Genomic DNA, 24,053 nt, shown 5'->3' with positions numbered 1-24,053 from the left:
TTGCTTGAAATCGGGCTGCTACGTTGCTAGCTCGCCCACCTTGATCGCTGCGGAACAGGTTCCGCGGCATAATCGCTTTTGTAGCATATGACTGGAAACCGCCGGCGATAGAGCCTGCGGCACGCCAGACGGTTCGATTGGAGACAGACGGGTTTATGCAAGTTTCGGTCCGCGACAACAATGTCGATCAGGCGCTCCGCGCGCTCAAGAAGAAGCTGCAGCGCGAAGGCGTGTATCGCGAGATGAAGCTGCGTCGTCATTACGAAAAGCCGTCTGAAAAGCGCGCGCGCGAGCGCGCCGCCGCCATTCGCCGCGCCCGCAAGCTGGAGCGCAAGCGCATGGAGCGTGACGGTACGCGCTAGAAAAGCCGAACAATCGAACCGAAAAGGGCCGCTTTCGAGCGGCCTTTTTTGTGTCCGCGCCCGGCTCCTAGGGCGCGCTCGGCGCTGCCGTCCGGTACCGGTCGAACCAGGCGAGAATCGCCGATGCCTTGGCCGCGCTTTGCGAGGGCCGCGCGGCGATGCCGCCATGGCTGGCACCCGGCACGCGCACGAGCGTCGTCGGCACGCCTTCCATCCGCAGCGCCATATAATATTGCTCGGCCTCGCTCACCGGCGTGCGTTCGTCCTCGCTGCCCACCACGACCAGGGTCGGTGTCTCCACATTGCCGACCAGCGATAGCGGCGAGCGCGCCCAATAGGATTGCTGGTCCTCCCAGGGTAGCGCGCCGAACCAATATTGGGCGACGAACACCGGTATGTCGGAAACCAGCGCCTGGGTCGTCCAGTTGATCACCGGCTTCTGGGTGGCGGCCGCGCGGAACCGGTTGGTGTTGCCGACGATCCAGGATGTCAGTACGCCGCCGCCCGATCCGCCGGTCACGAACAGCTGGTCCGGATCGGCATAGCCTTGGGCGATAGCCGCATCGACGGCGCTCATCAGGTCGTCATAATCATGCCCCGGATAGGCATGGTGGATAAGGTTCGCGAACTCGGCGCCGTAGGAGGTCGATCCGCGCGGATTTACCGACAGCACGGCATAGCCGGCGGCGGCATATAGCTGGTTGTCGGTCGAGAAATGCGGGCCGTAAGCGGCGAACGGCCCGCCATGGATTTCGAGAATCAGCGGATGGCGCTGGCCCTCGACATGGTGTGGCGGCAGGGTGAGCCAGCCTTCGATCGTCCGCCCGTCGAAAGACGAGGCGGTTTCGATATGACGCACCTCGCCCATCGTCTTTCCTGCCAGCAGCCCGTCATTGAGATGGGTCAGCTGCCGGCGGTTGCCGCCGCGCACCAGCACGACATCGGCCGGGCGCGTCGCCGGGCCACCGGTGATCGCGACCGTGCCGTCCCGCGCCACGCTGAAGCCGCCGCCGGAATAGGGCCGGTCGAGCGAGGCGCCGGTCAGTCCTTCGGCAACCGTGCGGATATCGCCCGAGAGCGAAACCCGCGCCACCCGCGTGCGGCCATGATCGTCATAGGCGATATAGAGCGCGCGGCTGTCCGCCGCCCAATCGACCGCGCCGATGCTGCGATCGAGCGTGGAGGTCAGGCTGCGCCGCCCGCTGCCGTCCGGGTTCGCGACATAGAGCTCGACATTCTGATAGCCAAGCCGCTGATCGTCGAAGCCGAGCCAGGCGATGTGGCGGCCGTCGGGGGAGGCGGCGGGGCTCGCATCGGGCCCGTCGCGATCCGTAAGCGGCGTGATTGCGCTCGTCGCGACGTCGAGCGCATAGACCTCGCTCTCGATCGGATCGAGCTCCCAATCGGGCGTCAGATTGCCGCTGAACAGGATCGTGCGGCCATCGGCGCTCCAGGAGAGCGGGCCGTCATGTTGATAATTGCCGAAGCTCAACTGCCGCGCCGCGCCGCCATCGGCAGGGACGACGAAGATCTGGCTGAAACCGGGCCGCAGATAGCCGGCCCCGTCGGCGCGGTAGGAAATCGCCGTGGTCACGTCGAGCGGGTCCGCCCATTCGGCGCCCTCGGGCGCGTCGGGGCGGCTGCCCAGCCGCGCCGCCTCGCCGGGGACGAGCATCGCATAGGCTATATTCCGGCCATCGGGCGACCAGGCAATGCTGCCCGGGGCATTCGGCAGGCCGGTAAGCCGCACCGCCTCCCCGCTCGCCATCCAGCGCACGAAAAGCTGCGAGGCTTCGCCCTCGGCCGAGGATATATAGGCGAGCCGGCGGCCGTCGGGCGACCAGCGCGGGCTCATATGCGAGCCCGGCCCGGCGGCGATCGGCACCTGTTCGCCCGACCGCGTATCGACGAGCCAGATGGTCGGCCGGAACCGGTCGGTCATGATATCGCCCGACCGGCGGACATAGGCGATCCAGCGCCCGTCCGGGCTGATCTGCGGATCGGCCGCGACTTCGAGCGAGAAGAGATCGCTGCCGGTGAGCACCCGTTCCGGCCCCGCCGCCGGTTCGGCGGCAGCGGTGGCGGCGATGGCAAGGACAATGACGGCGACGATCCGTTTCAGCATGACGACCCCCTGATGCGCTTGTGCCTTCCCCTAAAGCATATCGGTACGGGGCTAGCCAGCCGCCGCCGCGCGATCGGTTTTCTCAGGGGGCTATTTCGCGCGGCTGTCTCAGGCCTTCCTGAACGGCATCATATCGCCGAGAAACTCGATTTCCCGTTCGACGGCCTGGCGCTCCGCAGCCAGATAGTCGGCAACGGCGCTGCGGAAATTGCGGTCAGGGAAGAAATGCGCCGACCAGGTCGGCACCGGGCGATAGCCGCGCGCAAGCTTGTGCGATCCCTGCGCCCCCGCCTCCACCCTGTCGAGCCCGCGCTCCAGCGCGGCATCGATCGCCTGATAATAGCAAAGTTCGAAATGGAGGAAGGGCACGTCCTCGATACAGCCCCAATAGCGGCCATAGAGCGTGTCCGCCCCGATCAGGTTGAGCGCGCCCGCTATCGTCCGCCCGTCGCGCTTGGCGAGGATCAGCAGCGTCTGCTCCGCCATCCGCTCGCCCAGCAGCGAGAAGAAATTGCGCGTAAGATAGGGCTGCCCCCATTTGCGCGCGCCGGTATCCTGATAGAATTCCCAGAAGACGTCCCAATGATCTTCGGTCAGCGCGGCGCCCGTCACATGCTCTATCGTGAGCCCCTCGACCGCCCGCGCGCGTTCCTTGCGGATCGCCTTGCGCTTGCGCGAGGCAAGCGCGGCAAGGAAATCGTCGAATGTTTCATAGCCGTCATTCTGCCAGTGGAACTGGCTGCCCTCGCGGATCAGCCAGCCGGCATGTTCGAACCAGGGCAGATCCTCCTTCGAAATGAAGGTCGCATGGGCGGAGGACATGCCGTTGTCGGCGGTCACGGTTTCCAGCGCCGCGATCAGCGCCGGAATTCGCGCGCTATCCCGCGCCAGCAGACGGGGCCCGGGCACCGGGGTGAAAGGCACGGCGATCTGGAGCTTGGGATAATAACGCCCACCCGCGCGCTCCCATGCATCGGCCCAATTATGGTCGAAGACATATTCGCCCTGGCTGTGGCCCTTTACATAGGCGGGCACAGCCGCATCGAGCCGCCCGTCCGCGCCCGATATCGTGATCGGCAGGGGCTGCCAGCCGGTACGGGCGGACACGCTGCCCGAATCTTCCAGGATCGAAAGAAAATTGTGGCTGAGGAACGGATTGCCTGTCCCGGCACAGGCGTCCCATTCTCCGGCGTCGAGCGATCCGACACTGCCCGCTATCCGGGCGACGAGCGGCTCGGGATCGCCCTCGCTCACCGTTGCTCGTAGATGATCTGATCCGCCTCTTCGGCGGCGATGCTGTTGTCGGCACCCATGATCACCGTCCAGGTCAGCACCGGCAGGCCTTCGAGCCGCAGCGAGCGGGCGAAGGACGAGGGCAAGTCGCGCACATCATAGGCGAGGAATTGCGGCGTCGCCCGCATCACCGAAAAGGAACGCTGGACCGGCCCCTTCAAACGCTCGGCCAGGCTCGTTTCGCCCTGTTCGCTTACGACGAGGCCGCGCACGACCCCCGGTGCCTTTTTCGCGAACCAGCGGCCGACCTCGGGATGAAAGGACATCACCGCCGCCTCGCCGCGATAGTCCTTGAGCGCTTCGGCGACCGAACGGCAAAGTTTCTTGAGCTTGCGGCCCCTGGTCTTGATCTCGATGAGCAGCGGCGCGCGCCCGTCGATCAGCGCCAGCATCTCGGCAAGCGTGGGAATGGTTTCTTCGGTACCCGCCAGCTTGATCTTGCCGAGTTTTTTCGCGGTGCGCTCGATCACCGGGCCGCTCTTCGCGGTCAGCCGGTCGAGCTCATAGTCGTGAAACGCCATCGCGACGCCGTCGGATGAAACCTGCACATCGGTTTCGATGCCATGGCCCTTGGCGATGGCGGCCTCGAAAGCGGCGCGGCTATTCTCGACGATGCCGCCGCCATGAAGGCCGCGATGCGTGAAGGGCACGCGCGCCAGGAAGGCGAGGTCAGCCATCCGCGACGGCGACGATCGCGTCGACCTCGACGGCGGCGCCGAGCGGCAGCACGGCGACGCCGACGGCGGCGCGCGCATGACGCCCGGCCTCTCCGAACACGTCCTGCATCAGTTCCGACGCGCCATTGGCGACCTGCGCCTGATCGACGAAATGCGGGGCGGAGTTCACGAACACGCCGAGCTTCACGATCCGTTCGACGCGATCGAGATCGCCAAGCACCGCCTGCATCTGGGCAAGCAGCATGACGCCGCAGCCCCGCGCCGCGCGCATGCCATAGGCGATGTCCCGATTCTCGCCGAGCCGGCCCTGCATCAGCTCTCCATTTTCGAACGGCAGCTGACCGGAAATATGCATCATGCCATTCTGCACGACGGCCGGGACATAGGATGCGACCGGGGGCGCTGCATCGGGCAGCGTGATACCCAATTTTTCCAGCGTTTCAGCAACCGTCCCGCTCATGCCGAATCTCCCTCGGTAATATGGTCAATAATCCACCGGCGCGCCTCATGCCAGTCATCGATGCGGGCATGGGCATGTTCGGCCTGCGGAATATGCACCGCGAGTGAGGGTTCGGCGATCATGTGCAGCCGCCAGACATGCGGCACGCGGCGGGCCACCGATTCGTGATGCTGGCCGAGATCGTCGACGAAGAAGGCGAGCGGCGGCGCATGATCGGCGAGCAGCGTCTCGACCCGCTCGCCCTTGCCGCCCTGGTTGGTGTGCACCGGGAATTCGATACCGAACCGCGCCAGCTGCGCCGCGCGCGCGTCGCGGAACTCGTCCTGCAAATTGGTGAGGATCACGATCTCGGCATATTCGGATATTTCGATCAGGGCCTCGCTCGCGCCGGGCACGATCGTCTGCCGGTCCATCTCGGTATCGAAAAAGGCATTGAGCAGCGGCCACACGTCTTCGCCCTTAAGCGGCGGACTGCCGTCGCGCGGCCGCACGGCATCGGCGAAGCTGCCGCTCTCGATCCTCAGATCAAGGTCGTGCGCCTCGCCCAGCCAGTCGCTGAAATGGCTGACCATGTGGAGCAGCACCTCGTCGCAATCGCAGATGACGAGCGGCCGGCTCATGCGTCGAGTGCCCGCCGCGCCTCGATGAGCGCCCCCGGTGCAGCGCCGATCGCGTCGGCGCAGGCGATGAGATCGGGCTCATGGTTTTCGAGGAAGGCCAGGATCGCGGATTGCATGGAAGGTTCGGCGATACCCTCGCGCAAGCGTTCGGCCGTCAGTCCGGTCAGCGCCAGCAAACGGTCCGCACGCCGCTCGTCGCTCAACGTCCAGATCAGCGCACGCAGCGCCAGAGTCGTCGCATCGTCTTCGATTTCGGCATTTGTATCCGTCACGATGATCGCCTAGATTGCTTGCGTATAGAACCGGGGTGGGACGTGGCGAAAAAGGTGCTCGTTGTCGAGGACAACGAACTCAACCGGAAACTTTTTTGCGACCTGCTGCGCGCGCATGACTACACCGCCGAGCCGGTGAGCGATGGGCGCGAGGCACTGGCCGCGGCGAAGAATCATACGCCCGACCTGATCATCATGGATATCCAGATGCCGCACGTTTCTGGGCTGGACCTGATCGGCGAGCTGAAGGGCGATGCGGGCCTGAAATCCATCCCGATCATGGCCGTGACCGCCTATGCCGCCAAGGGCGACGAAGAGCGTATCCGCACCGCGGGCGCGGAGAGCTACGTCTCGAAACCGATATCGGTGGTAAAGTTTATCGAGGAAGTGCGGACGCTGATATAGCGTCCGGCAAGCGCGGCGCGCTTACTTGATCTTCGATTCCTTGAACTCGACATGCTTCTTCGCAACCGGATCATATTTGCGGAAGACCATCTTTTCGGTCAGGTTCCGCGGATTCTTCTTGGTTACATAGAAGAAGCCCGTGCCTTCCGAGCTGACGAGTTTGACTTTCACGGTCGCCGGTTTGGCCATGGCCCTAACCTTCTCACTTTAAATTGACTGACGAGGGCTGTTGAAGGCGGCATCGCGGCCGCCCGCCCGAAGCGCGGCCAAATGCCCATGAACCGCCCAAATGTCAAGGAGGACATGGTTTCAAGGCCGTCGAGGGCGAGCGCGATCCGAATGCTAACCTTGATACCGCGCACGTTGACGGTAAACGTTCGCCGATGGTGCCACTGGTCTTTCATGTCGGATTGATGAAATCCGGTTCGACAAGTCTGCAAAAAGCAGTGAAATCCGCTTCGCAAGTCCAATTCATCTCGGCAAAGGAGGTAAAGGCAACCTCGCTGCGCAGCGTGACCGCAATCTCGAAGGCGTTGTCGCGGACAATGCCCGCAGCACCCTTGCTCCCGCTATTTGTTAGCCACGAGGCCCTTGTTACCGTGCGGGCGCCGAAACTGATCACCGCTCTTGCAGAATATCCGGAGGCCACCGTCCTGGTGGTCTGGCGACCGGCCGTTGAACGCTTCGAATCCCACTATAAAATGGCGGTCACCAGGGCAGGACTGGCGCAGTATCCGAACGACTTTTATACAGCGAGAACCCGCAGCTTCCTGAGGACATCCTCGCGCGAAAAAATATCGTCGCTTCTCCGTGGCCGGGTGGAGTTTCTCGATTTTTCTGAGATGAGAGATTCCCCGACCACCTTTTACGACCGGATTTCGGCGATGCTATCATTGCCGGCAGGCGCAATCCAGCCGCCAGAAAAGGCATATAATGTCGCGATGAGCATCGACGCCGCCGTTGTCGCCCTCAACGCGAATATCGCTGCCCGGCGCCTGATCGGAAACAAGAAGAAACTTGTCGAGGGACACCGTGCCCTCATGCAGTCCTTCTATCGCATCCGACGCAAGAACGGCGTTTTCACACAGCTGGTCGAAAGCGATCCGCAATTGCTCGCGATGCGCGACCGCATAAATGCCGAACTGGCCGAAATCCGGGACACTCTCTCTCGGGGATAGTTCTGTCTGGGGTGGTCGATGCCCGGGCCCAGTTTCTGGGCGCTTTTAACCCTTTGCTAACCATAAGCGCGCACAACGGCATCCCGACTGCCGAGGAGCAAGGATAATGCAGCTTCGCAACGACGCCGTTCTGCCGGTCTGTGCCGATCTCTACACGCGGATCGAGCAACTGGAACGCGATTGGCGCGCGATGACGCTGCCGGCCCTCCATGAAGCCGTCGAATCCATTCGCACCGCGGCGATGACGCACCGGCTTCTCGCGCTGGAGGGCATCGCCCATGCGTTCGAACGCTCCATCGCCCGCAACCGCCAAGGGACGGCTTTCGGCCTCTATTTCGACCAGCTGAAACTCGCCACCGGCTGCGCTGAGATTGATGAAGCCGATGCGCGCGACGCGATGCTCGCCGCCATCTCGGTACGGATGGCGGGGTAACCCCGCCCACCGGATGGACTCCTTCTTCCTGCCCCTGGTTGCGGCGGCGATCGCCGAATGGGGAGACAAGACCCAGATCCTGGCGATGCTGCTTGCCGCGCGCTTTGCAAAACCGCTGCCGCTGTTCCTGGGCATCGGCGCGGCGGCGGCGATCAACATGGGGATCGCCTCCTTCGGCGGGCGCCTGCTGACAACGATGATCGATCCCAACGCGGCGATGCTGTTCCTTGCGCTCGGCTTCCTGTTCGCCGGCGTCGGAGCTTTTGTGCCATTCCGCGATCCCACCACCGGGCTCAACTGGAAGATCGGCACGTTCGCGACCGCTTTCGTCGCCTTCCTGGCGGTCGAAATCGGCGACAAGACGCAGTTCATCGCCGCCGGCTTCGGCGCTTCGGGCGCCAATTGGGCGTTCGCCGCGATAGGGGCCACGCTGGGCGTGCTGCTCGGCGCGGCGCCGGCGATCATGATGGGAACGGCACTGCGTGAAGCGGTGCCCTTGCAGCTCATCCGCCGGATTGCGGGCGGGCTGTTCTTGATCGTTTCATCTATTTTGGCGATCAATGCGCTCTCGTTGATCTAGTTTGTCGATCACAAAGATTGAGACTATTTCCCCGCTTTTCCGCGATTTTCGGGCACAAACCTCCCTATCACGCGTTGATGGTGTGAATGACGAAAAACGTTAGAAAAAGGAGGAATTCCATCATGGCCAACAGCCAACTCGCAACCCCGACCGACCTCAACGACAACAAGCTTCACAGCGTCGCCGAAGCGCTCAACGGCATCCTCGCCGACAGCTATGCGCTCTATCTCAAGACCAAGAACTTTCATTGGCACGTATCGGGTCCGCATTTTCGCGATTATCATCTGATGCTCGACGAGCAGGCGGCGCAAATCTTGGCAACGACCGACGCCCTGGCCGAACGCGTGCGCAAGACCGGCGGTACGACATTGCGTTCCATCGGCGATATCGCCCGTCACCAGACGATTGCAGACAACGACGCCGATTTCGTCAGCGCCGCCGACATGCTGAACGAACTTCGCGACGACAACCTCAAGCTCGTCGAAGCCTATCGCGAGGCCAAGGAATTGGCCGGCGAAGCGGGCGACAACGCTACCGACGGCCTGCTCGACGATTTCACCGACCAGGCCGAAGAACGCGCCTGGTTCCTCTTCGAAGCGGGACGCAACGGCTAGGTAGCAAGCGTTCAACGGACCGGGAAAAGCACGGGCTGGCCTTTGGGCTGGCCCGTTTTTCTTTCATAGTCGGCAATTTCGCCGGAACAGACCACGCGCTTCATCGGTTGATGGATCATAACAAAGGGAGATTCATCATGTTACGTTGGGCCATTATATTCCTCGTTGTGGGGCTTGTGCTCGCGCTGCTCGGCTTCGGCGGCATCGGCGGCGCCTTTGTCGGTATCGCCAAGATCCTGTTCGTCGTCGCTATCGCCGTATTCCTGCTGTTCCTGGTGCTGCATCTGCTCGGCGCGCGACGCGTTTAGCAGCCCCCGCTGATTTGCGGCGAGCTGCAACCCTCGCCGCACGGAAAGGGACTGGCCGAAAAGCCAGTCCCTTTTTATTTTGCGTTCCCCGGTGTTCGTGGCAGAAATGCCTATGGGAATTTCGGGGGAAGATGTGATGCGCAGACTGATCGCCATTCTATCGCTCTTGCTACTGCCGCTACCGGTCGCCGCTCAGGAGGTGCGTTCGCTCGGAGAAGGAGAATCGCCGCCCGCCAGTATCGATCAAATCGCCTGGCTCGCGGGAAGCTGGCAGGGCACGGGCTTTGGCGGCGAAAGCCACGAGAGCTGGCTACCGCCGGTTAACGGGCAGATGGCCGGCATCTTTCACCAGAGCAACGACGGGGAATTGAGGTTCTACGAGTTGCTTCAATTCGTGCCGCGAGACGGATCGCTGGTCCTTCGCCTCAAGCATTTCAACGCAGATCTTTCGGGATGGGAAGACAATAGCGCCGAGACCGCCGTCGAATTCCCGCTCGTCGCGATCGACGGCGATACGGCCTATTTTTCGGGCATAACCTATAGCCGGATCGGCGACGACGAGATGCATATCCATCTTCGACTGAGCAGCAACGGCGAAACCCGGATCGAGACGTTTACCTTCACGCGCATCGACTAGCGATTCTCAGGCAAAACATTTCGTCACTCCGTTCATCGCACATAAAGAACGGCTGGTCGATAGATCCCCGGGGTCGCGAAAGCGAGAAAGGAAGCCGCATGGCTTTCGAATCACAGGGAGAATCTCCGATGAACACCCATCTTTCGCGCGTTGCGATGGCGACGGCGCTTGCGCTGTTCGCCGCTCCGGCAACCATGGCACAAAATATGCTGACGCCCGGCGAACCCATGACCGGGGAGCTGACCAACCAGAGCACGCGGATGTACGAGAATGACTATTATCTCGATCTCTACTCGGTTTCCGGCGAGGCCGGCCAGCGCATCGCCATCGCCATGCAGGCCGAAGATTTCGATACGCTGATCGAGATCGGCCGGATGGTCGATGGCGAATTCCAGCAGATCGCTGTCGATGACGATGGCGGCGAGGGCCTCAACTCACGGCTTCTCTTCACCTTCCCCGAAACCGGCACCTATATTGTCCGGGCGCGCACATTCGGTGCCAATGCGACCGGCAGCTACAGCATCGAGATGTCCGAGGTCGCGCCGCCCGCGCCGCCGCCGCCGCCCGGCCGTATCCGCCTCGGGCAGACGGTGAGCGGCACGCTGACCGACGCTAGTCCCGTTTATATGGACGATAGCTATGGCGCTTCGACCCGGCATTATGCGCTATACAATCTGCGTGGGCGCGCTGGACAGACCGTCACCGTCACCCTGCGCTCCGACGATTTCGACGCCTATCTCGAGGCCGGCGCGATGACGCCGCTGGGTTTCGCGGCCGTTGAAAGCAATGATGACGGACTGGCGGGTGAAGGCGAAGACCCGCTGGGTCTGGATTCCCGGCTGACCCTCACCTTCGTCCAATCGGGCACGCTGACGATCCGGGCGACGACGCTCGGCGGCGGCGCGACAGGCGAATATTCTCTCGCCGTCGAATAGCGACTCGGAGCACGCCTTGCGCGTCAGGGCCCCGGAGCGAAGTATTTGCGCTCCGGGGCCCTTCTTATTTGCGCGGCTCTGTCTCAAACGGGGACCCCGCTATTAACCCGGGTAAACACAGCTAAGGCCCGGAATCCAAGGCATTGGTGAAATTTAGTGTTTATTTTCTTTGTGTTGCGAACAATAAAATAGCGCCATTAAGACAAGATTCATCTTGTCCGTTGCCCATGATGAGTCATACCTGTTGCATCCGCAAATCTGACCAAGGGGGCTTCGTCAGTCATGATGCACACAAAAATCCGCACTTCCATTTTCAACACCGGCACTGCCGCTGGTGCGATCGCACTTTCTCTGGCGCTTGCCGCGCCGGCCGAAGCAATCGTGCCCAACGACAATTTCACGCCCGAAGACGTCGTCGACAATGACGGCGGCGTGAACGGTGTCGGCATGTTTTACCGCAATGACGGCTTCGTCTGCACCGGCACGCTGATCAATCCGCGCACCGTGCTGTTCGCCGCGCACTGCGTGAACGACCGGCCGGAAAGCGATTATGATACGAATGGCACAATCCAATCCGCCTTTTCGTTCGCCGTGAACGCGCTTCCCGGCTTCCAAGACTGGCTTGCCAACAGCTTTGCCAGCAACCCCGAGCTGTTCGTCTACAATATCAACCAGATCCTCTATAATCCGGATTCGCTCGTCGATCCCGAAGCGTTCGGCTTTCTTGAGGGCGATATCGCCGTCGCGAGCCTGAGTACGCCGGCGGCCGACATCCCCACCTGGGCGCTGCTTTTTTCGGCCCTCCCGGTTCCCGACTCGATCGATCCGGTCACGGGTACGGGCTATCACGTCAACATCACCGGCTATGGCCGTTCGGGCAACGGCACCCCGGGCGACATACAGGGCATCGACTGGCGCCGTCGCGCTGCCGAGAATATGATCGGCGCGTTGACCTCGTTCGACGAGCGCAACACCTTCCTGTTCGGCGAACCCTTCGGCGATCTGCCGCAAAGCCTCTATCGTCTCGATTTCGACGACCCGAACGGCGCCAACGAGTTCGACTTCAACCTCTACCGGGATGAACCGCTCGAACGCGAAGGGACGACCGCGGGGGGCGATTCCGGCGGACCGCTGATCCTCGACGCCGCAAACAACACGCTTTCTTCGGAGGATCTGGTACTCGGCGTCCTTTCGGGCGGCAGCCGCTTCTTCGGGCCTCAGGTCTTTTCGAGCTACGGCACCGAGAGCTTTTACCAGCCGCTCTATCTGTTCTGGGACTATATCGCCGAGGTGAATCCGTACCGCTATGTGAGCGCCAAGAACGGCAGCGGTCGCTGGGAAAATCCCAATCACTGGGTTTCGCTCCAGGATCCGGCCTATCGGATCATCGATGCGAACGGCGATGTCGTGGTCGGTACGCCGGATGCACCCGGCGGCGGCGTCGACGGCGGCACTCCCGATTTCGGCGAGGTCTGCTTCGATCCCGTAGGCAGCGATCCTGGCGATGAATGTTTCGACCTGGCCACGGGCGAATTCACCCCGCCCTCGCGCGATATAGGCGACGCCGTCGCCTCGGGCATCGGGACGGGCAATATCGCGATGCCGGAAGCCGTGACCCTGCCCGGAACGGTTGCCAACCAGGCGGCCGGCGGATCGCTTGATCCGGCGGCGGCGGTATCGGCGCCGTCCGTGGCCGGCCCTTCGAGCGGCTTGCCGACGGCAACCATCGAGAACGGCTTGCCCGGCGCGACCGGTTTCGTACCGGACAATATCGATCCCGATCCGCAAACCGGGCTCCGGGCGCGCTATTTCGACGTTACCCTCTCCGCCCCCGGCCAGACGACCCTGCGCTCGACGGTCGAGGTCGACCGGCTGACGGTTGCCGGCCTGGCGCGGCTCAACATCCGGCCCGGCGCCGACCTCACGGTCGTGTCGGACTATACGCAGTTCGGCGGACGGACGATCGTCAATGGCACGCTTCATACGGGCGAAGCCCTGATCGTCGCCGGACATCTGACCGGACGCGGCACCATCGATCCGACCTATCTGACGGTCATGCTCGGCGCGATCACGCCGGACGGCAACAGGACGGGCACGCTGACGGTGCAGGGCGATCTGATCCTGACGTCCGGTGCCATCACGGCGTTCGACCTGTCGCGGGACGATAACGACCTGCTGGCCGTGACCGGCGATGCCGACAATAGCGGCATCGCGTCGCTCGGCGGCGTCGCGGTCTTTTCGCGCGGCCCCGGACGAACCCCGCGCCATGGCCAGTCGTTCCAGATCGTCACCGCAGAAGGCGGCGTCGACGGGACGTTCGACCATGTCCTGGGCCGTGTCGGCGTGCTGCGGCCGGAACTGGATTACGGACCCAACGATGTGACGGTGACGCTCCGTGCCGGCCGGCTCGGCGGTTTCATTCGCCGGTCCTCCCCCGCTGCGGCATCCTTCGCCGATGCGCTCGATACGATGCGGCTGACGAGCTACAATTCGCTCTACGGCCTTTACGGCGCCATCGACGTGATGGATCCCGACACCCTGACGGCAACATTGTCCGGTCTCGCCCCGACCATCGTCAACGAAGCGATGGAAATGGGAACGATGCAGAACGACATGATGTTGGGTATCGTCACCGATCGCCTGTCCATGCTCGGCACCGGCCGGCACCGTACCGGCACGTTCAACGTTGTCGGCTCACCCGAAACGCTCCGCCTTGCCGCTACCGAAGCTTCGATTTCGGACGGCGCAGCAAGCCAGAGGAGCTTTACGGGCCGCGTTGTATCGGACGGCCGCACGCTCGGTACTCTGCCGGAAAATATGAGCGGATTCATCTCGGGCGGCTATGAAAACAGCCGTACCGCGAGCCGCTTTGGCAGCCGCAACGACGCCCAGGCCAACTGGCATATGGCGATGGGCATGGAAGTCGAAATGACGGATTCGCTCACTTTGGGCGGCGCGACGGCCTTCATCAACGGCCGCTCCAACCTGTCCGGCTCCCAGGCGCGCGTCCGGACGAATCAGGCACTTGCCTATGCGTCCTACCGCCTTGGCGGCGGCGCCTACGTGGCAGGCGTCGGTTCGGCATCGGTGAGCAATATCGAAACCGAACGCTATGTCAGCGGCGGCTTCGAATCGGCACGTTTCGATAACGGCACCCAGGCATCGAATTATACTCTGGGCGCCGAGGCCGGCATGAATATCGGTATCGCCAGCGACTTCACGCTGACCCCGCGGGCCGCGGTCCGTTACACGCGGTCGGAAGTGGAGGGTTACAACGAAGCGGGCTCCGAAATCGCGTTGCGCGTGGAAGACATCCGCGAACAGCGAATCGAGGGCCGCGTCGGTTTTGCCTTCGAGGGCGAACGGGCGATCGGCGGGAGCTGGACGATACGGCCCCAGCTTTCCGCCGACTATGTCCATGCACTCGGTCAGAGCGACGGCAACATGACGGTGCGCTTCGCCGAAGCCTCCGGCGTGCCGATCGTGCTGCCGGGTCTCGGCTACGACACGGCCTGGGCCGAAATGCGCGGCGGCATCAGCATCGAACACGGCAATCTTTCACTGACGACCGCGTTCGAAACCGACATCGCCCGTTCCGACCAGCGGGACGACCGGGCGGTCGCGGAGCTTTCGTTCCGCTTCTGAAGGAAGCGTAACGCCCAATAAAAAGGGGCCCGGGAGGCGTTACGCTTCCCGGGCCCTTTTTATCGCGATCGCCGATGGCCCTAAAGGCCGCCCGGCGTGCGGAAGATCAGTCCTGCTTGGGCTGGAGATTCACCGCCGCATGCTTGCCGCGACGATCGACCTCGAGTTCGAAATCGAGCCGGTCGCCCTCGTTGAGGGTCGGCATGCCTGCCTTTTCGACCGCGCTAATATGAACGAAAGCGTCCGGCTGTCCGTCATCGCGCTGGATGAAGCCGAAGCCCTTCATCGAATTGAAGAACTTCACGGTACCGCTCGCCTTTTCGCCGGTCAGCTGCCGCTGGGGCCCACGCTCTTCGCGCTCGGGAAGCGGCAAAGGCTCCCCTTCAATGGTGATATCGGCGGCCGAAACCTTGCCGTTGCGATCGACGAGGCTGAAGCTCAGCGGCTGGCCTTCGGCAAGACCGGTAAGCCCGGCGCGTTCGACGGCGCTGATATGCACGAAGACATCTTCGCCGCCATCGTCGCGGACGATGAAGCCGAAGCCCTTCTGTGCATTGAAAAATTTGACGATGCCCTTACCTTCGCCAACTATCTGCGCCGGCATCCGGTCCCCACCGCCGCCACCGCCGCGATATCCACCGCCGCCGCCTCCGCTGCCACGGTCTTCATAGCCCCCGGATTCCCGAGGCGCGCCGAAGCCGCTCGGTTCGCTATAGCCTTGATAGTTTTCGTCGCCGAAGCTGTCGCGCTTGTCTCGCCGGCGTCCTCGCCGGTCCCTGTCGAAACTCATATGTCTTCAATTCTTCCCAGTCGCCCACCCTTGCATTCGAAGTGTTCACGCCGGGCGGTGCGCGCCAACCTCACGAAACGAATCTCTCGTATCGCGAATCAATATAGACGAAAAACCCTGCTTTCGCGAGCATTTTAGCGGCGGCGTCAAACGAGCCATGTCCCGGGGTTCGGCATCGGCTCGCGATTGGTCGCCCGGGACAGCGAAACGATACCGCGCACGAGCACCTGAACATAGGCGACAAGCAGCAGCGGAATCCCGATCAAGGCGCCGATGATCGTGAAAATGAGCGCAATCGCGACCATCGTTTCGACCAGCCAGACGACGAACGTCAGGACATGATAATCATAATGCGAACTTTCCCATTCCTGGTGCGGCTCGGACTTCCAGATCAGTGCCAGAACGAACGCGACCAGCCCGGTCAGCCCGACGAGGAAGCTCGAGATATAGAGAGCGGCGACGATGATCGGCTTGCTAGTGTCGCCTGAAGGCGACGGCCGGTAAGCACTTTCGCGCCCCGCATCGCGGGCGGCATCGGACTGCGCACCGCCGCGACGATCGTCATATTCGTAACGGCCACGGGGGCGCACGGTCTCGCGCGGCGGCTCTTCGGTGTTGGGCGCATTCACTTCCAGCTTGTCGTCGTCGCCCATTTCGCCCCCTTCGATCACCGTTATTCCTAGCAAGAAGCTTGCACCGGGACCGGCGTAAAGGCAATGAAACGGCCATGGAAAGCCTGCTTGCGATCTTCACCGACCCCGGCAACCTCGCCGCCCTCTTCTCACTGATCGTGCTCGAGGTCGTACTCGGCATCGACAATCTGATTTTCATCTCGATTCTCTCAAACAAGCTGCCTGAAAATCAACGCCAGCGCGCACGAAGGATCGGTATTTCCCTGGCGCTCATATTGCGCCTCGCCCTGCTTTCCATGATTGCCTGGATCGTCCAGGCGACGCAGCCGATCTTCGATCTGGGGTGGGCAGGGCCTTTGGATACCCATGGCGCACCCAGCTTCGAGACCGCATTTTCGTTCCGCGACCTCATACTGATCGCTGGCGGGCTCTTCCTGCTGTGGAAAGCGACCAAGGAAATCCATCATGCGATGGACACCGAACCCTCCGGAACCATGCTCGACAAGAAGGGCAAGGCGACGATGACGTTCACGGCCGTCATCGTACAGATTTTGCTTCTGGACATGGTCTTTTCCGTCGATTCGATCCTGACCGCCGTCGGCATGACCGACGCACTGCCGATCATGATCGTCGCTGTTATCGTGGCGATCGGGGTCATGCTGCTCGCGGCCGACCCACTGGCGAACTTCATCGATCGCAATCCGACCGTGGTGATGCTGGCTCTCGGCTTCCTGCTGATGATTGGCGCGGTGCTGATTGCGGACGGATTCGGTGTCCATGTGCCCAAGGGCTATATCTACATGGCGATGGCTTTCTCGGCCGGGGTCGAGACGCTCAACATCCTTGCGCGCCGCGCCCGGCAGAAGCGCGCGGCGCTCGCGACCGGCGAGGAAAGCCAGACCGCCAACCATTGAGCGCCCGGCGCAATGCGCCTATGTGCCGGGGCATGACAGTTCATTTTCACGAAGAAGACTTGGCCGAGGGCGTGCTCACCTGCGGCTCGATCGCCGTCGATACCGAAACCATGGGGCTTATCACGCCCCGCGACCGGCTTTGCGTCGTCCAGCTATCCGACGGCAGCGGCGACGAACATCTCGTGCGCTTTTCGCCAGGTAGCGACTATGCCGCGCCCAATCTGAAGGCGGTGCTCGCCGACGAAAGCCGGCTGAAACTGTATCACTTCGCGCGGTTCGACCTTGCGGCGATCGAGCATTATCTCGGCGTGACCGCGGCCCCCGCCTATTGCACGAAAACCGCTTCACGGCTCGTGCGCACCTATACCGATCGGCACGGCCTGAAGGAGCTTTGCCGCGAGCTGCTGAACACCGACATTTCCAAGCAGCAGCAATCATCGGACTGGGGCGCCCCGGAACTTTCCGACGCGCAGCGCGACTATGCGGCCTCGGACGTGCGGTATCTCCATCGCCTGAAGGATGAACTCGACGCGCGGCTGGAGCGCGAGGGGCGCATGGAGCTCGCCCAGGCCTGTTTCGATTTTCTGCCGCATCGCGCGCGGCTCGATCTCGCCGGCTGGCCCGAGATCGATATCTTCGCCCATATCTGATCCGCATCATGCCCAAGCAGAACCATGTCTGAAGCCGCCCGCAAGAAGCTCGGCGAACGCCAGGCCTGGGCGACGCCCGGCGGCAGGCATGACCGCGTCGTCGGTTTCCTGCAGATCGCGCTGCCCTCTGCGGTGGGCGTGCTCGCCGCATTTCTGGCAATGGCACCCCTCCAGAAGAGCAACGAGCTGAGCTTCCTGCTCTCGCGCGACAATGTCGAAATTGCCGGGGAAAGGCTACGCGTCGAGGCAGCGCGCTATAGCGGTACGGACGCGACGGGCCGCCCCTTCCAGCTGCGTGCCGCATCGGCAGTCCAGCGCAGCTCGACGACGCCGTTTGTCGAACTTGCCGAGCTTGCCGCCCAACTGCAGCTCGAAGACGGCCCGGCGACGATCACGGCAAACCGCGGCCGATACAATCTCGACGAGGAGGCCGTGCGCATCAACGGTCCGCTCGCCTTCCGCGCGGCCGACGGCTATCGGCTCGACACCAGCAACGTATTCGTCAGCCTGCACGACCGCGAAATGCGCAGCGCCGGAGACGTCACCGGCCGTATCCCGCTCGGCGCGTTCAGCGCGCAGCGCATGCGCGTCGATATTCCGACCCGCACAATCTATCTTGAGGGCCGTGCGCGCTTGCGCATCGAACAGAGCCAAGGCAGATAGCCGCCATGCGACGCTTCCTCCTTCCCTTCGCGACCAGCTTTGCGCTCGGCCTTTTCGCCGCCGTCCCGGCCTCCAGCCAGTCAGCGCTGCAGAGCCTTGATTCCAATGCGCCCGTGGATGTCGCGGCAGACAGGATCGAGGTGCAGGACCGCGCAGACCGTGCGATCTTCTCGGGCAATGTGCAGGTTCGGCAGGGCAATCTCTCGCTCGATGCGGCGCGCATTACGGTCGCCTATTCGGGCGGGATCGCGGGCAGCGGCCCGCAGGTCCAGCGGCTCGACGCTTCGGGCGGCGTCCATATCCAGAGTCCCAGCGAATCGGCGCGCGGCCAGTTTGCCGTTTACGATCTCAACCGCCGGTTGATCACCTTGATCGGCGGCGTCGAACTGAATCAGGGCGGCAATGTCATCCGCGGCGGCCGGCTGGTGATCGATCTCAACAGCGGCCGGGCGGTAATCGACGGGCGTTCGCAGGGCGGCGACGGCATTACCACCCAGGGCAATGCCTCGGGTCGCGTCACCGGCCGGTTCACCGTGCCCCAGCGCAACAATTAGACACCCCCAACCAAAACATTAGGTATTCCGCGCCATAGGGGCATTGAAAGGGCGCCGATCCTTTCCAACATGCATCAATAATGCCAAAAGCCGTGAGCGATGAACGACGTCCGACTTGTAGAACCTGCTGAACAGAAACCCGGCCTCGATTCGGAAGCCGAGGGGCTGTCGATCGTGTCGATCGCCAAATCCTATGACAAGAAGCAGGTGCTGTCCGACGTCTCCCTGCATGTCGGGCGGGGCCAGGTCCTCGGCCTGCTCGGGCCGAACGGCGCCGGCAAGACGACCTGCTTCTATTCGGTAATGGGGCTTGTGCGGCCGGATTCCGGGCGCATCATGCTCGATGGCGAGGATATTACCGGCCTGCCCATGTATCGCCGCGCGATCTTAGGTCTCGGCTATCTGCCGCAGGAAACGTCGATCTTTCGCGGGATGACCGTCGAACAGAATATCGCGGCCGTGCTCGAAATGTCCGAACCAGACGCCGATGCGCGCGCCGAACGGCTGGAACGGCTGCTCGACGAATTCTCGATCGAGCATCTGCGCGACAGCGCTGCAATGTCTTTGTCGGGCGGCGAACGGCGGCGCTGCGAGATCGCCCGGGCGCTGGCGGCCAACCCTTCGATCATGTTGCTCGACGAACCGTTCGCGGGCATCGATCCGATCTCTATATCCGATATTCGCGAACTCGTTGCCGACCTCAAGAACCGCAATATCGGCGTGCTGATTACCGATCACAATGTTCGCGAAACGCTCGGCATCGTCGATCAGGCCTGCATCATCTATGACGGAAAAGTGCTGTTTTCCGGTGCCCCCGACGATCTCGTCGCCAATCCCGAGGTAAGACGCCTTTACCTCGGCGAAGGCTTCCAACGCTAGGGTGCCGGTATGGCACTAGGACCGCGCCTCGACCTAAGGCAGAGCCAGTCTCTGGTCATGACGCCGCAACTGCAGCAGGCGATCAAGCTGCTGGCATTGTCCAATCTCGAAATCGAAGGCTTCATCGCCGAAGAGCTGGAACGCAATCCGCTGCTCGAGGCCGCCCGCGACGAAGAACGCGAACCGGCCCAGCCGAGCGAAGAGGACGGTTTTGCCGACACGCCCGGGCCGCAAACCGCCGATAGCCTGCTCAGCGGCGGGGCGGGCGAGAACGAAGCCCGGCTGGATATCGAAGAAAGCGCCCTTTCGGACGATAGCGGCTCGGATGCCGGTGGCCTTGACGGATCGCTCGGCCTGTCGGGCATTGCTTCGTCTATGGGGGAGGACGGCCCCGATTTCGACAGCTTCGCCGCCGCCGATATCTCGCTCCACGATCACCTTTTCGCCCAGGCCGGAGCAATATTCTCGGGCCATCGCGAAATGATCGCCGGACAGTTGATCGAGCGGATCGACGAAACCGGCTATCTGCGCGCCGATCTGCTGCACCTCTCGCACCAGCTGGGCGTACCGATGGCCGAAATCGAGGAGGTGCTGCTCGCCATCCAGTCGTTCGAGCCGACCGGCGTGGGCGCGCGCGACCTTTCCGAATGCCTAGCCCTGCAAGCGCATGAGGCGGACCGCTATGATCCCGCAATGGCGCGGCTGATCGACAATCTTGATCTCCTCGCCCGCGGGGAGCTTGGGCGGCTGAAGCGGCTGTGCAATGTCGACGACGAGGACCTGGCCGACATGATCGCCGAGCTTCGCGACTATGATCCCAAGCCCGGCTGCCGCTTCGGGGGCGAAGCCGTGCAGGCGGTCGTCCCCGATATCTTCGTCGCGCCGGGCAAGATCGGATGGGCGATCGAACTCAACAACGCGACCCTGCCCCGGCTGATCGTCAACCGCAGCTATTATAACGAGCTATCGGCGGGCAATGGCGGCGGCAAGAATGGCGACAAGGACGGTGCCTGGCTCAACGAGTGCCTGTCGAACGCCAACTGGCTGGTCCGCGCGCTCGACCAACGGGCCCGGACGATCGTCAAGGTCGCGAGCGAGCTGGTGAGGCGGCAGGAAGAATTCTTCCGCAAGGGCGTGGCGCATCTCAAGCCGCTGACCCTGCGCGAAATCGCCGAAGCGATCGAGATGCATGAATCAACGGTCAGCCGGGCGACCTCCAACAAATATCTGTCCTGCGATCGCGGCGTGTTCGAACTCAAATATTTCTTCACGAGCGGAATCAAGGCCGGCGAAGATGGCGAGGAGGCTTCATCCGAAGCGGTGAAGAGCCATATCCGCGCGCTGATCGACAATGAGGAGAAGATCCTCTCCGACGACAAGCTCGTCGCGCTGCTGAAAGACAAGGGGTTCGATATCGCACGCCGCACGGTCGCCAAATATCGCGAAGCGATGGGGATCGGATCCTCGGTCGAACGGCGACGGCAGCGCAAACTCAAAAACCGCGCCGCCTAGGAGGTTCCGCGCGGGCTAGGTCTTCGATCCCTTGACGAGTCGCAGAACGACATAGCCGATGAGGACGAGCGCCGCGACGTAGAACAACAATGCCACGATCGACACGAAGAATTTGATCGCCACCCAGATCAGCACGAGCGCGACGACGAGAAGAAGCAGATTCTTGACCAATTGGCCCATGACGTATCTCCCTAGTGTCTTATAGATATAAGACAGCAGCGGGCGTTTGCAAGGCCGCTCAGTCTTCCTCGTCTTCGAGCCGCGTTACCAGCAGCTTGTCGATCTTGCGGCCGTCCATATCGACGATCTCGAAACGCCAGCCATCCTGCTCGAAATATTCGCCCACCGTCGGCAGATGCTTGAGCACCGACAGCGAGAAGCCGGCAACGGTCGCATAATCGCGATCGTCGGACAGGTCGAAACCCAGCTTTTCCGCCATATTATCGGCCGAATGGGATCCGGAGAAAAGCCAGCTGCCATCTTCGCGCTGGACAAAGGCCGGATCGGTGCCCTCGTCTTGATCGGACACGAACTCGCCAGCCACGGCGATCAACAGGTCGAGCGGCGTCATGATCCCCTCGAAATGCCCATATTCGTCATGAACCAGCGCCATCGGCACATCCGATTCGCGGAGTGCCTCGAGCGCGTCCATCGCATCGAGCTGGTCGGGTATGACAGGCGCCTCGCGCATCAGCGTCGTCAGGTCCAGCGAACGCCCCTCGAACAGCGCGGATACGATGTCGCGCGCCTGGACGACGCCGATGATATTGTCGATCGACTCTTCGGCGACCGGCAGGCGGGTGTGCGGCGATTCGAGCAGTTTCTCGCGAATTTCGTTCGGGCTCGCCGAGGCTTCCACCCAATCGACCTCGGTCCGCGGCGTCATCACTTCGCGCACCGGCCGATCGGCAAGCCGCACCACGCCGGAGATGATCGCGCGCTCGCTTTCCTCGATCACGCCGGATCGGGTCGCTTCGCTGACCAGAATATGCAGTTCCTCCGCGGTCACGCGCGATTGCGATTCGCGGCTCATGCGGAGCAGGCGGAAGATCAGGGCGCTCGTCTTGTCGAGCAGCCAGACCAAAGGCGCCGTCGCCACCGCCAGCCAGCGCATCGGTATCGCGACCAGCACCGCGATCCGCTCGGGATTGCGAAGCGCGAACTGCTTGGGCACCAATTCGCCGACGACTAGCGACGCATAGGTCGTGACGATAATGACAAGCGCGAAACCCAGGGTTTGAGAAAGTTCGGGTTCGATGCCGAAACGAACCAGCCGGTCGCCGACCGGCCCGCCCAGGCTCGAACCTGAATAGGCGCCCGCCAAAATGCCGATGAGCGTGATGCCGATCTGGACGGTCGAGAGGAAGCGACCGGGCTCGGAGGCTAGATCGATCGCCGTCTGCGCGCCGGCCTTGCCATCTTTCGCCATCGCCTGAAGCCGCCCGCGGCGGGACGATACGATGGCGAGTTCCGACATCGCGAAGACGCCATTGAGCAGCACCAACGCAAGGATGATGAAAAGATCCGTCCAGGGAAAGGGAGCGAGCGCTGGTGGCATGGCGGAAACGGTATCCGATCCTTGCCCGCTTTCGCGGGCGACCACAACCTCCCGATCAGCTTGCGTTCACCCACAACCGGGAACAAGCGCGACGATTGAACCGTTTAGCTTGTGAAAAACGACAAACAGAGGAGACAATAATGAGGGTCAGATCCGCAATTCTTGCCGGTACGGCGGCGATTTCGCTGCTGGGAACCACCGCTTGCGTTACCAACCCGGAAACCGGGAATCAGCGCGTTTCCCGTGCCGCAATCGGCGGCGTGGCCGGCGCCGTTGGTGGTTATCTGCTGGGCGACCTTCTCGGCGGCCGTAACGATCGCACCGAACGGATCGTCGGCGCAGGCCTCGGCGCGGTCGCAGGTGTGGCCATCGGCACCTATATGGACCGGCAACAGCGTGATCTGGAGCGCGCCACGGCGGGCACCGACACCGAAGTGATTCGCGACGGCGACAATCTCTATCTGCAGATGCCGGGATCGGTCGCCGAGTTCGACGTCGATTCAAGTTCGATTCGGCCGCAATTCCGCGAAACGCTGAACGACATCGCACAGACGCTGTCGAGCTATCCGGAAACCTATATCGATATTTATGGCCATACCGATTCGGACGGATCGGATGCCTATAACCTGTCGCTCTCGCAGCGCCGGGCCAGTTCGGTTTCCGACTATCTGGTGAGCCGCAATGTCCAGCGTGCGCGGATTGCGACCGAAGGTTTCGGCGAAAGCCAGCCGATCGCCAGCAACGCGACCGCGGAAGGCAAGCAGCAGAACCGGCGTGTCGAAATCCGGATCGTCCCGATCACCCAGCAGGATGTGAACGCGGTCGGCGGCTAGGCCGCCGCGTCAACGCCTAATCCCTCCGCGCCTCGAAAAAGGCGCGGAGGAGTGCCCCCGCTCGTTCCTCACCGATGCCCGAATAGAGTTCGGGCCGGTGATGGCAGGTCGGCTGGCCGAAAAAGTGCGGACCATGTGCGACCGCGCCGCCCTTGGGGTCTGCGGTGCCATAATAGAGGCGTTCAAGCCGCGCATGGGCAATCGCCCCGGCGCACATCGCGCAAGGCTCCAGTGTCACCCACAGATCGCATCCGTCGAGCCGGCCGGTGCCGAGCGCCGTGCTCGCCAGCCGGATCGCGCGCATTTCGGCATGATCGGTCGGATCGCCGCTCGCACGCATCGCATTGGCGGCCTCCGCGATTATCCCGTCGCCGCGCGTAATCACTGCGCCGACCGGCACTTCGCCCGCCCGGGCCGCCATTTCGGCGAGTTCGAGCGCGCGGCGCATGGGATGGGGAAGCGGAAAGGCCATGGCGGGTGCTCCTAAACCAGCAGCGCCCGCCGGGAAAGCTGTAACGCGGCGC

General features: G+C 62.8%; 29 protein-coding genes. 17 read left to right on the top strand and 12 right to left on the bottom strand.

What is annotated here, in order from left to right:
- Positions 1-155: 155 nt before the first annotated feature.
- Positions 156-362, top strand: coding sequence for a 30S ribosomal protein S21 (gene rpsU / locus H6P80_RS15605; RefSeq protein ID WP_185802342.1), 207 nt, complete (start codon positions 156-158; stop codon positions 360-362).
- 67 nt (positions 363-429) lie between these two features.
- Here rpsU and H6P80_RS15600 read toward each other — a convergent pair whose 3' ends face one another.
- From H6P80_RS15600 to H6P80_RS15575, 6 genes are all read right to left on the bottom strand, one after another.
- Complete coding sequence (locus H6P80_RS15600) at positions 430-2,487, bottom strand: alpha/beta hydrolase family protein (RefSeq protein WP_185802341.1); 2,058 nt, start codon at positions 2,485-2,487, stop codon at positions 430-432.
- A gap of 108 nt (positions 2,488-2,595) precedes the next feature.
- Positions 2,596-3,741, bottom strand: a complete 1,146-nt coding sequence (locus tag H6P80_RS15595) for a GNAT family N-acetyltransferase (protein ID WP_185802340.1) — start codon at positions 3,739-3,741, stop codon at positions 2,596-2,598.
- Positions 3,738-4,457, bottom strand: a complete 720-nt coding sequence (locus tag H6P80_RS15590; protein WP_185802339.1) for a glycerophosphodiester phosphodiesterase family protein — start codon at positions 4,455-4,457, stop codon at positions 3,738-3,740. The genes H6P80_RS15595 and H6P80_RS15590 overlap by 4 nt, the downstream gene beginning before the upstream one ends.
- Positions 4,450-4,917 (bottom strand): RidA family protein, encoded by a 468-nt coding sequence (locus H6P80_RS15585; RefSeq protein WP_185802338.1) that lies wholly within the window; start codon positions 4,915-4,917, stop codon positions 4,450-4,452. The genes H6P80_RS15590 and H6P80_RS15585 overlap by 8 nt, the downstream gene beginning before the upstream one ends.
- On the bottom strand, positions 4,914-5,537 hold the full coding sequence (locus H6P80_RS15580; protein WP_185802337.1) for an HAD family hydrolase: 624 nt from the start codon (positions 5,535-5,537) through the stop codon (positions 4,914-4,916). Before H6P80_RS15580 ends, H6P80_RS15585 begins: the two co-directional genes overlap by 4 nt.
- A complete protein-coding gene (locus H6P80_RS15575; protein WP_328805057.1) occupies positions 5,534-5,809 on the bottom strand; it encodes a DUF3572 domain-containing protein in 276 nt (91 codons plus the stop codon). Before H6P80_RS15575 ends, H6P80_RS15580 begins: the two co-directional genes overlap by 4 nt.
- Before the next feature lie 42 nt (positions 5,810-5,851).
- Here H6P80_RS15575 and H6P80_RS15570 point away from each other — a divergent pair, with 42 nt between their 5' ends.
- The gene (locus tag H6P80_RS15570) at positions 5,852-6,214 is read left to right on the top strand and encodes a response regulator (protein ID WP_185802336.1); all 363 of its coding nucleotides are present in this window, start codon (positions 5,852-5,854) and stop codon (positions 6,212-6,214) included.
- Between the two features lie 21 nt (positions 6,215-6,235).
- Here H6P80_RS15570 and rpmG read toward each other — a convergent pair whose 3' ends face one another.
- A complete protein-coding gene (rpmG, locus tag H6P80_RS15565; RefSeq protein ID WP_185802335.1) occupies positions 6,236-6,403 on the bottom strand; it encodes a 50S ribosomal protein L33 in 168 nt (55 codons plus the stop codon).
- A 194-nt stretch (positions 6,404-6,597) separates the two neighbouring features.
- On the opposite strand from rpmG, the gene H6P80_RS15560 reads away from it, so the two are divergent.
- The 8 genes from H6P80_RS15560 to H6P80_RS15525 all read left to right on the top strand — a co-directional run bounded on the left by H6P80_RS15560 (position 6,598) and on the right by H6P80_RS15525 (position 14,544).
- Positions 6,598-7,392 (top strand): hypothetical protein, encoded by a 795-nt coding sequence (locus tag H6P80_RS15560; RefSeq protein ID WP_185802334.1) that lies wholly within the window; start codon positions 6,598-6,600, stop codon positions 7,390-7,392.
- Positions 7,393-7,498: 106 nt separating this feature from the next.
- Complete coding sequence (locus tag H6P80_RS15555; protein WP_185802333.1) at positions 7,499-7,825, top strand: hypothetical protein; 327 nt, start codon at positions 7,499-7,501, stop codon at positions 7,823-7,825.
- A 13-nt stretch (positions 7,826-7,838) separates the two neighbouring features.
- Positions 7,839-8,405 carry a TMEM165/GDT1 family protein gene (locus H6P80_RS15550; protein WP_185802332.1) on the top strand — a complete coding sequence of 189 codons (567 nt, stop codon included), beginning with the start codon at positions 7,839-7,841 and terminating at the stop codon, positions 8,403-8,405.
- A gap of 122 nt (positions 8,406-8,527) precedes the next feature.
- Complete coding sequence (locus tag H6P80_RS15545; RefSeq protein WP_185802331.1) at positions 8,528-9,019, top strand: Dps family protein; 492 nt, start codon at positions 8,528-8,530, stop codon at positions 9,017-9,019.
- A gap of 137 nt (positions 9,020-9,156) precedes the next feature.
- Positions 9,157-9,327, top strand: a complete 171-nt coding sequence (locus tag H6P80_RS15540; RefSeq protein WP_185802330.1) for a DUF1328 family protein — start codon at positions 9,157-9,159, stop codon at positions 9,325-9,327.
- 136 nt (positions 9,328-9,463) lie between these two features.
- Positions 9,464-9,964 (top strand): DUF6265 family protein, encoded by a 501-nt coding sequence (locus H6P80_RS15535; RefSeq protein WP_185802329.1) that lies wholly within the window; start codon positions 9,464-9,466, stop codon positions 9,962-9,964.
- 128 nt (positions 9,965-10,092) lie between these two features.
- Positions 10,093-10,899: a PPC domain-containing protein gene (locus tag H6P80_RS15530; RefSeq protein ID WP_185802328.1), complete on the top strand. Its 807-nt coding sequence runs from the start codon at positions 10,093-10,095 to the stop codon at positions 10,897-10,899.
- A 282-nt stretch (positions 10,900-11,181) separates the two neighbouring features.
- Complete coding sequence (locus H6P80_RS15525; RefSeq protein ID WP_185802327.1) at positions 11,182-14,544, top strand: autotransporter domain-containing protein; 3,363 nt, start codon at positions 11,182-11,184, stop codon at positions 14,542-14,544.
- A gap of 106 nt (positions 14,545-14,650) precedes the next feature.
- Here H6P80_RS15525 and H6P80_RS16770 read toward each other — a convergent pair whose 3' ends face one another.
- Positions 14,651-15,334 (bottom strand): cold-shock protein, encoded by a 684-nt coding sequence (locus H6P80_RS16770; protein ID WP_185802326.1) that lies wholly within the window; start codon positions 15,332-15,334, stop codon positions 14,651-14,653.
- A 146-nt stretch (positions 15,335-15,480) separates the two neighbouring features.
- On the bottom strand, positions 15,481-15,987 hold the full coding sequence (locus tag H6P80_RS15515; protein ID WP_185802325.1) for a hypothetical protein: 507 nt from the start codon (positions 15,985-15,987) through the stop codon (positions 15,481-15,483).
- A 74-nt stretch (positions 15,988-16,061) separates the two neighbouring features.
- Here H6P80_RS15515 and H6P80_RS15510 point away from each other — a divergent pair, with 74 nt between their 5' ends.
- The 6 genes from H6P80_RS15510 to rpoN all read left to right on the top strand — a co-directional run bounded on the left by H6P80_RS15510 (position 16,062) and on the right by rpoN (position 21,138).
- Positions 16,062-16,880, top strand: a complete 819-nt coding sequence (locus H6P80_RS15510) for a TerC family protein (RefSeq protein ID WP_185802324.1) — start codon at positions 16,062-16,064, stop codon at positions 16,878-16,880.
- Positions 16,881-16,912: 32 nt separating this feature from the next.
- The gene (locus H6P80_RS15505) at positions 16,913-17,530 is read left to right on the top strand and encodes a ribonuclease D (protein ID WP_185802323.1); all 618 of its coding nucleotides are present in this window, start codon (positions 16,913-16,915) and stop codon (positions 17,528-17,530) included.
- 24 nt (positions 17,531-17,554) lie between these two features.
- Positions 17,555-18,193, top strand: a complete 639-nt coding sequence (gene lptC, locus H6P80_RS15500; RefSeq protein WP_185802322.1) for an LPS export ABC transporter periplasmic protein LptC — start codon at positions 17,555-17,557, stop codon at positions 18,191-18,193.
- A gap of 5 nt (positions 18,194-18,198) precedes the next feature.
- A complete protein-coding gene (locus tag H6P80_RS15495; protein WP_185802321.1) occupies positions 18,199-18,747 on the top strand; it encodes an LptA/OstA family protein in 549 nt (182 codons plus the stop codon).
- A gap of 99 nt (positions 18,748-18,846) precedes the next feature.
- Positions 18,847-19,626 carry an LPS export ABC transporter ATP-binding protein gene (gene lptB, locus H6P80_RS15490; protein ID WP_185802320.1) on the top strand — a complete coding sequence of 260 codons (780 nt, stop codon included), beginning with the start codon at positions 18,847-18,849 and terminating at the stop codon, positions 19,624-19,626.
- Between the two features lie 9 nt (positions 19,627-19,635).
- Complete coding sequence (gene rpoN, locus H6P80_RS15485; protein WP_185802319.1) at positions 19,636-21,138, top strand: RNA polymerase factor sigma-54; 1,503 nt, start codon at positions 19,636-19,638, stop codon at positions 21,136-21,138.
- Positions 21,139-21,153: 15 nt separating this feature from the next.
- Here rpoN and H6P80_RS15480 read toward each other — a convergent pair whose 3' ends face one another.
- Both H6P80_RS15480 and H6P80_RS15475 read right to left on the bottom strand, forming a co-directional pair.
- Entirely contained in the window at positions 21,154-21,318 is a 165-nt protein-coding gene (locus H6P80_RS15480) for a hypothetical protein (protein WP_185802318.1), read from the bottom strand.
- Between the two features lie 58 nt (positions 21,319-21,376).
- Positions 21,377-22,696, bottom strand: coding sequence for a hemolysin family protein (locus H6P80_RS15475; RefSeq protein WP_185802317.1), 1,320 nt, complete (start codon positions 22,694-22,696; stop codon positions 21,377-21,379).
- A gap of 140 nt (positions 22,697-22,836) precedes the next feature.
- Here H6P80_RS15475 and H6P80_RS15470 point away from each other — a divergent pair, with 140 nt between their 5' ends.
- On the top strand, positions 22,837-23,529 hold the full coding sequence (locus tag H6P80_RS15470) for an OmpA family protein (RefSeq protein WP_185802316.1): 693 nt from the start codon (positions 22,837-22,839) through the stop codon (positions 23,527-23,529).
- Positions 23,530-23,545: 16 nt separating this feature from the next.
- On the opposite strand, the gene H6P80_RS15465 is transcribed toward H6P80_RS15470, so the two are convergent.
- Positions 23,546-24,001, bottom strand: a complete 456-nt coding sequence (locus H6P80_RS15465) for a nucleoside deaminase (RefSeq protein ID WP_185802315.1) — start codon at positions 23,999-24,001, stop codon at positions 23,546-23,548.
- Positions 24,002-24,053: the final 52 nt, after the last annotated feature.

This window comes from Parasphingopyxis marina, from assembly GCF_014237875.1.
Lineage (GTDB): Bacteria > Pseudomonadota > Alphaproteobacteria > Sphingomonadales > Sphingomonadaceae > Parasphingopyxis > Parasphingopyxis marina.
Note: the sequence above shows the minus strand (reverse complement) of the source record. Positions and strands in the feature narration are given on the sequence as shown.

Coding starts and splice junctions, on each gene's coding strand:
- H6P80_RS15495 (WP_185802321.1), top strand. CDS start 18,199: ATGCGACGCTTCCTCCTTCCCTTCGCGACCAGCTTTGCGCTCGGCCTT.
- H6P80_RS15555 (WP_185802333.1), top strand. CDS start 7,499: ATGCAGCTTCGCAACGACGCCGTTCTGCCGGTCTGTGCCGATCTCTAC.
- H6P80_RS15550 (WP_185802332.1), top strand. CDS start 7,839: ATGGACTCCTTCTTCCTGCCCCTGGTTGCGGCGGCGATCGCCGAATGG.
- H6P80_RS15510 (WP_185802324.1), top strand. CDS start 16,062: ATGGAAAGCCTGCTTGCGATCTTCACCGACCCCGGCAACCTCGCCGCC.
- H6P80_RS15545 (WP_185802331.1), top strand. CDS start 8,528: ATGGCCAACAGCCAACTCGCAACCCCGACCGACCTCAACGACAACAAG.
- H6P80_RS15530 (WP_185802328.1), top strand. CDS start 10,093: ATGAACACCCATCTTTCGCGCGTTGCGATGGCGACGGCGCTTGCGCTG.
- H6P80_RS15600 (WP_185802341.1), bottom strand. CDS start 2,487: ATGCTGAAACGGATCGTCGCCGTCATTGTCCTTGCCATCGCCGCCACC.
- H6P80_RS15465 (WP_185802315.1), bottom strand. CDS start 24,001: ATGGCCTTTCCGCTTCCCCATCCCATGCGCCGCGCGCTCGAACTCGCC.
- H6P80_RS15525 (WP_185802327.1), top strand. CDS start 11,182: ATGATGCACACAAAAATCCGCACTTCCATTTTCAACACCGGCACTGCC.
- H6P80_RS15515 (WP_185802325.1), bottom strand. CDS start 15,987: ATGGGCGACGACGACAAGCTGGAAGTGAATGCGCCCAACACCGAAGAG.
- H6P80_RS15540 (WP_185802330.1), top strand. CDS start 9,157: ATGTTACGTTGGGCCATTATATTCCTCGTTGTGGGGCTTGTGCTCGCG.
- H6P80_RS15470 (WP_185802316.1), top strand. CDS start 22,837: ATGAGGGTCAGATCCGCAATTCTTGCCGGTACGGCGGCGATTTCGCTG.
- H6P80_RS15535 (WP_185802329.1), top strand. CDS start 9,464: ATGCGCAGACTGATCGCCATTCTATCGCTCTTGCTACTGCCGCTACCG.
- H6P80_RS15560 (WP_185802334.1), top strand. CDS start 6,598: ATGGTGCCACTGGTCTTTCATGTCGGATTGATGAAATCCGGTTCGACA.
- H6P80_RS15580 (WP_185802337.1), bottom strand. CDS start 5,537: ATGAGCCGGCCGCTCGTCATCTGCGATTGCGACGAGGTGCTGCTCCAC.
- rpmG (WP_185802335.1), bottom strand. CDS start 6,403: ATGGCCAAACCGGCGACCGTGAAAGTCAAACTCGTCAGCTCGGAAGGC.
- H6P80_RS15480 (WP_185802318.1), bottom strand. CDS start 21,318: ATGGGCCAATTGGTCAAGAATCTGCTTCTTCTCGTCGTCGCGCTCGTG.
- lptB (WP_185802320.1), top strand. CDS start 18,847: ATGAACGACGTCCGACTTGTAGAACCTGCTGAACAGAAACCCGGCCTC.
- H6P80_RS15475 (WP_185802317.1), bottom strand. CDS start 22,696: ATGCCACCAGCGCTCGCTCCCTTTCCCTGGACGGATCTTTTCATCATC.
- H6P80_RS15585 (WP_185802338.1), bottom strand. CDS start 4,917: ATGAGCGGGACGGTTGCTGAAACGCTGGAAAAATTGGGTATCACGCTG.
- lptC (WP_185802322.1), top strand. CDS start 17,555: ATGTCTGAAGCCGCCCGCAAGAAGCTCGGCGAACGCCAGGCCTGGGCG.
- H6P80_RS16770 (WP_185802326.1), bottom strand. CDS start 15,334: ATGAGTTTCGACAGGGACCGGCGAGGACGCCGGCGAGACAAGCGCGAC.
- H6P80_RS15505 (WP_185802323.1), top strand. CDS start 16,913: ATGACAGTTCATTTTCACGAAGAAGACTTGGCCGAGGGCGTGCTCACC.
- rpoN (WP_185802319.1), top strand. CDS start 19,636: ATGGCACTAGGACCGCGCCTCGACCTAAGGCAGAGCCAGTCTCTGGTC.
- H6P80_RS15590 (WP_185802339.1), bottom strand. CDS start 4,457: ATGGCTGACCTCGCCTTCCTGGCGCGCGTGCCCTTCACGCATCGCGGC.
- rpsU (WP_185802342.1), top strand. CDS start 156: ATGCAAGTTTCGGTCCGCGACAACAATGTCGATCAGGCGCTCCGCGCG.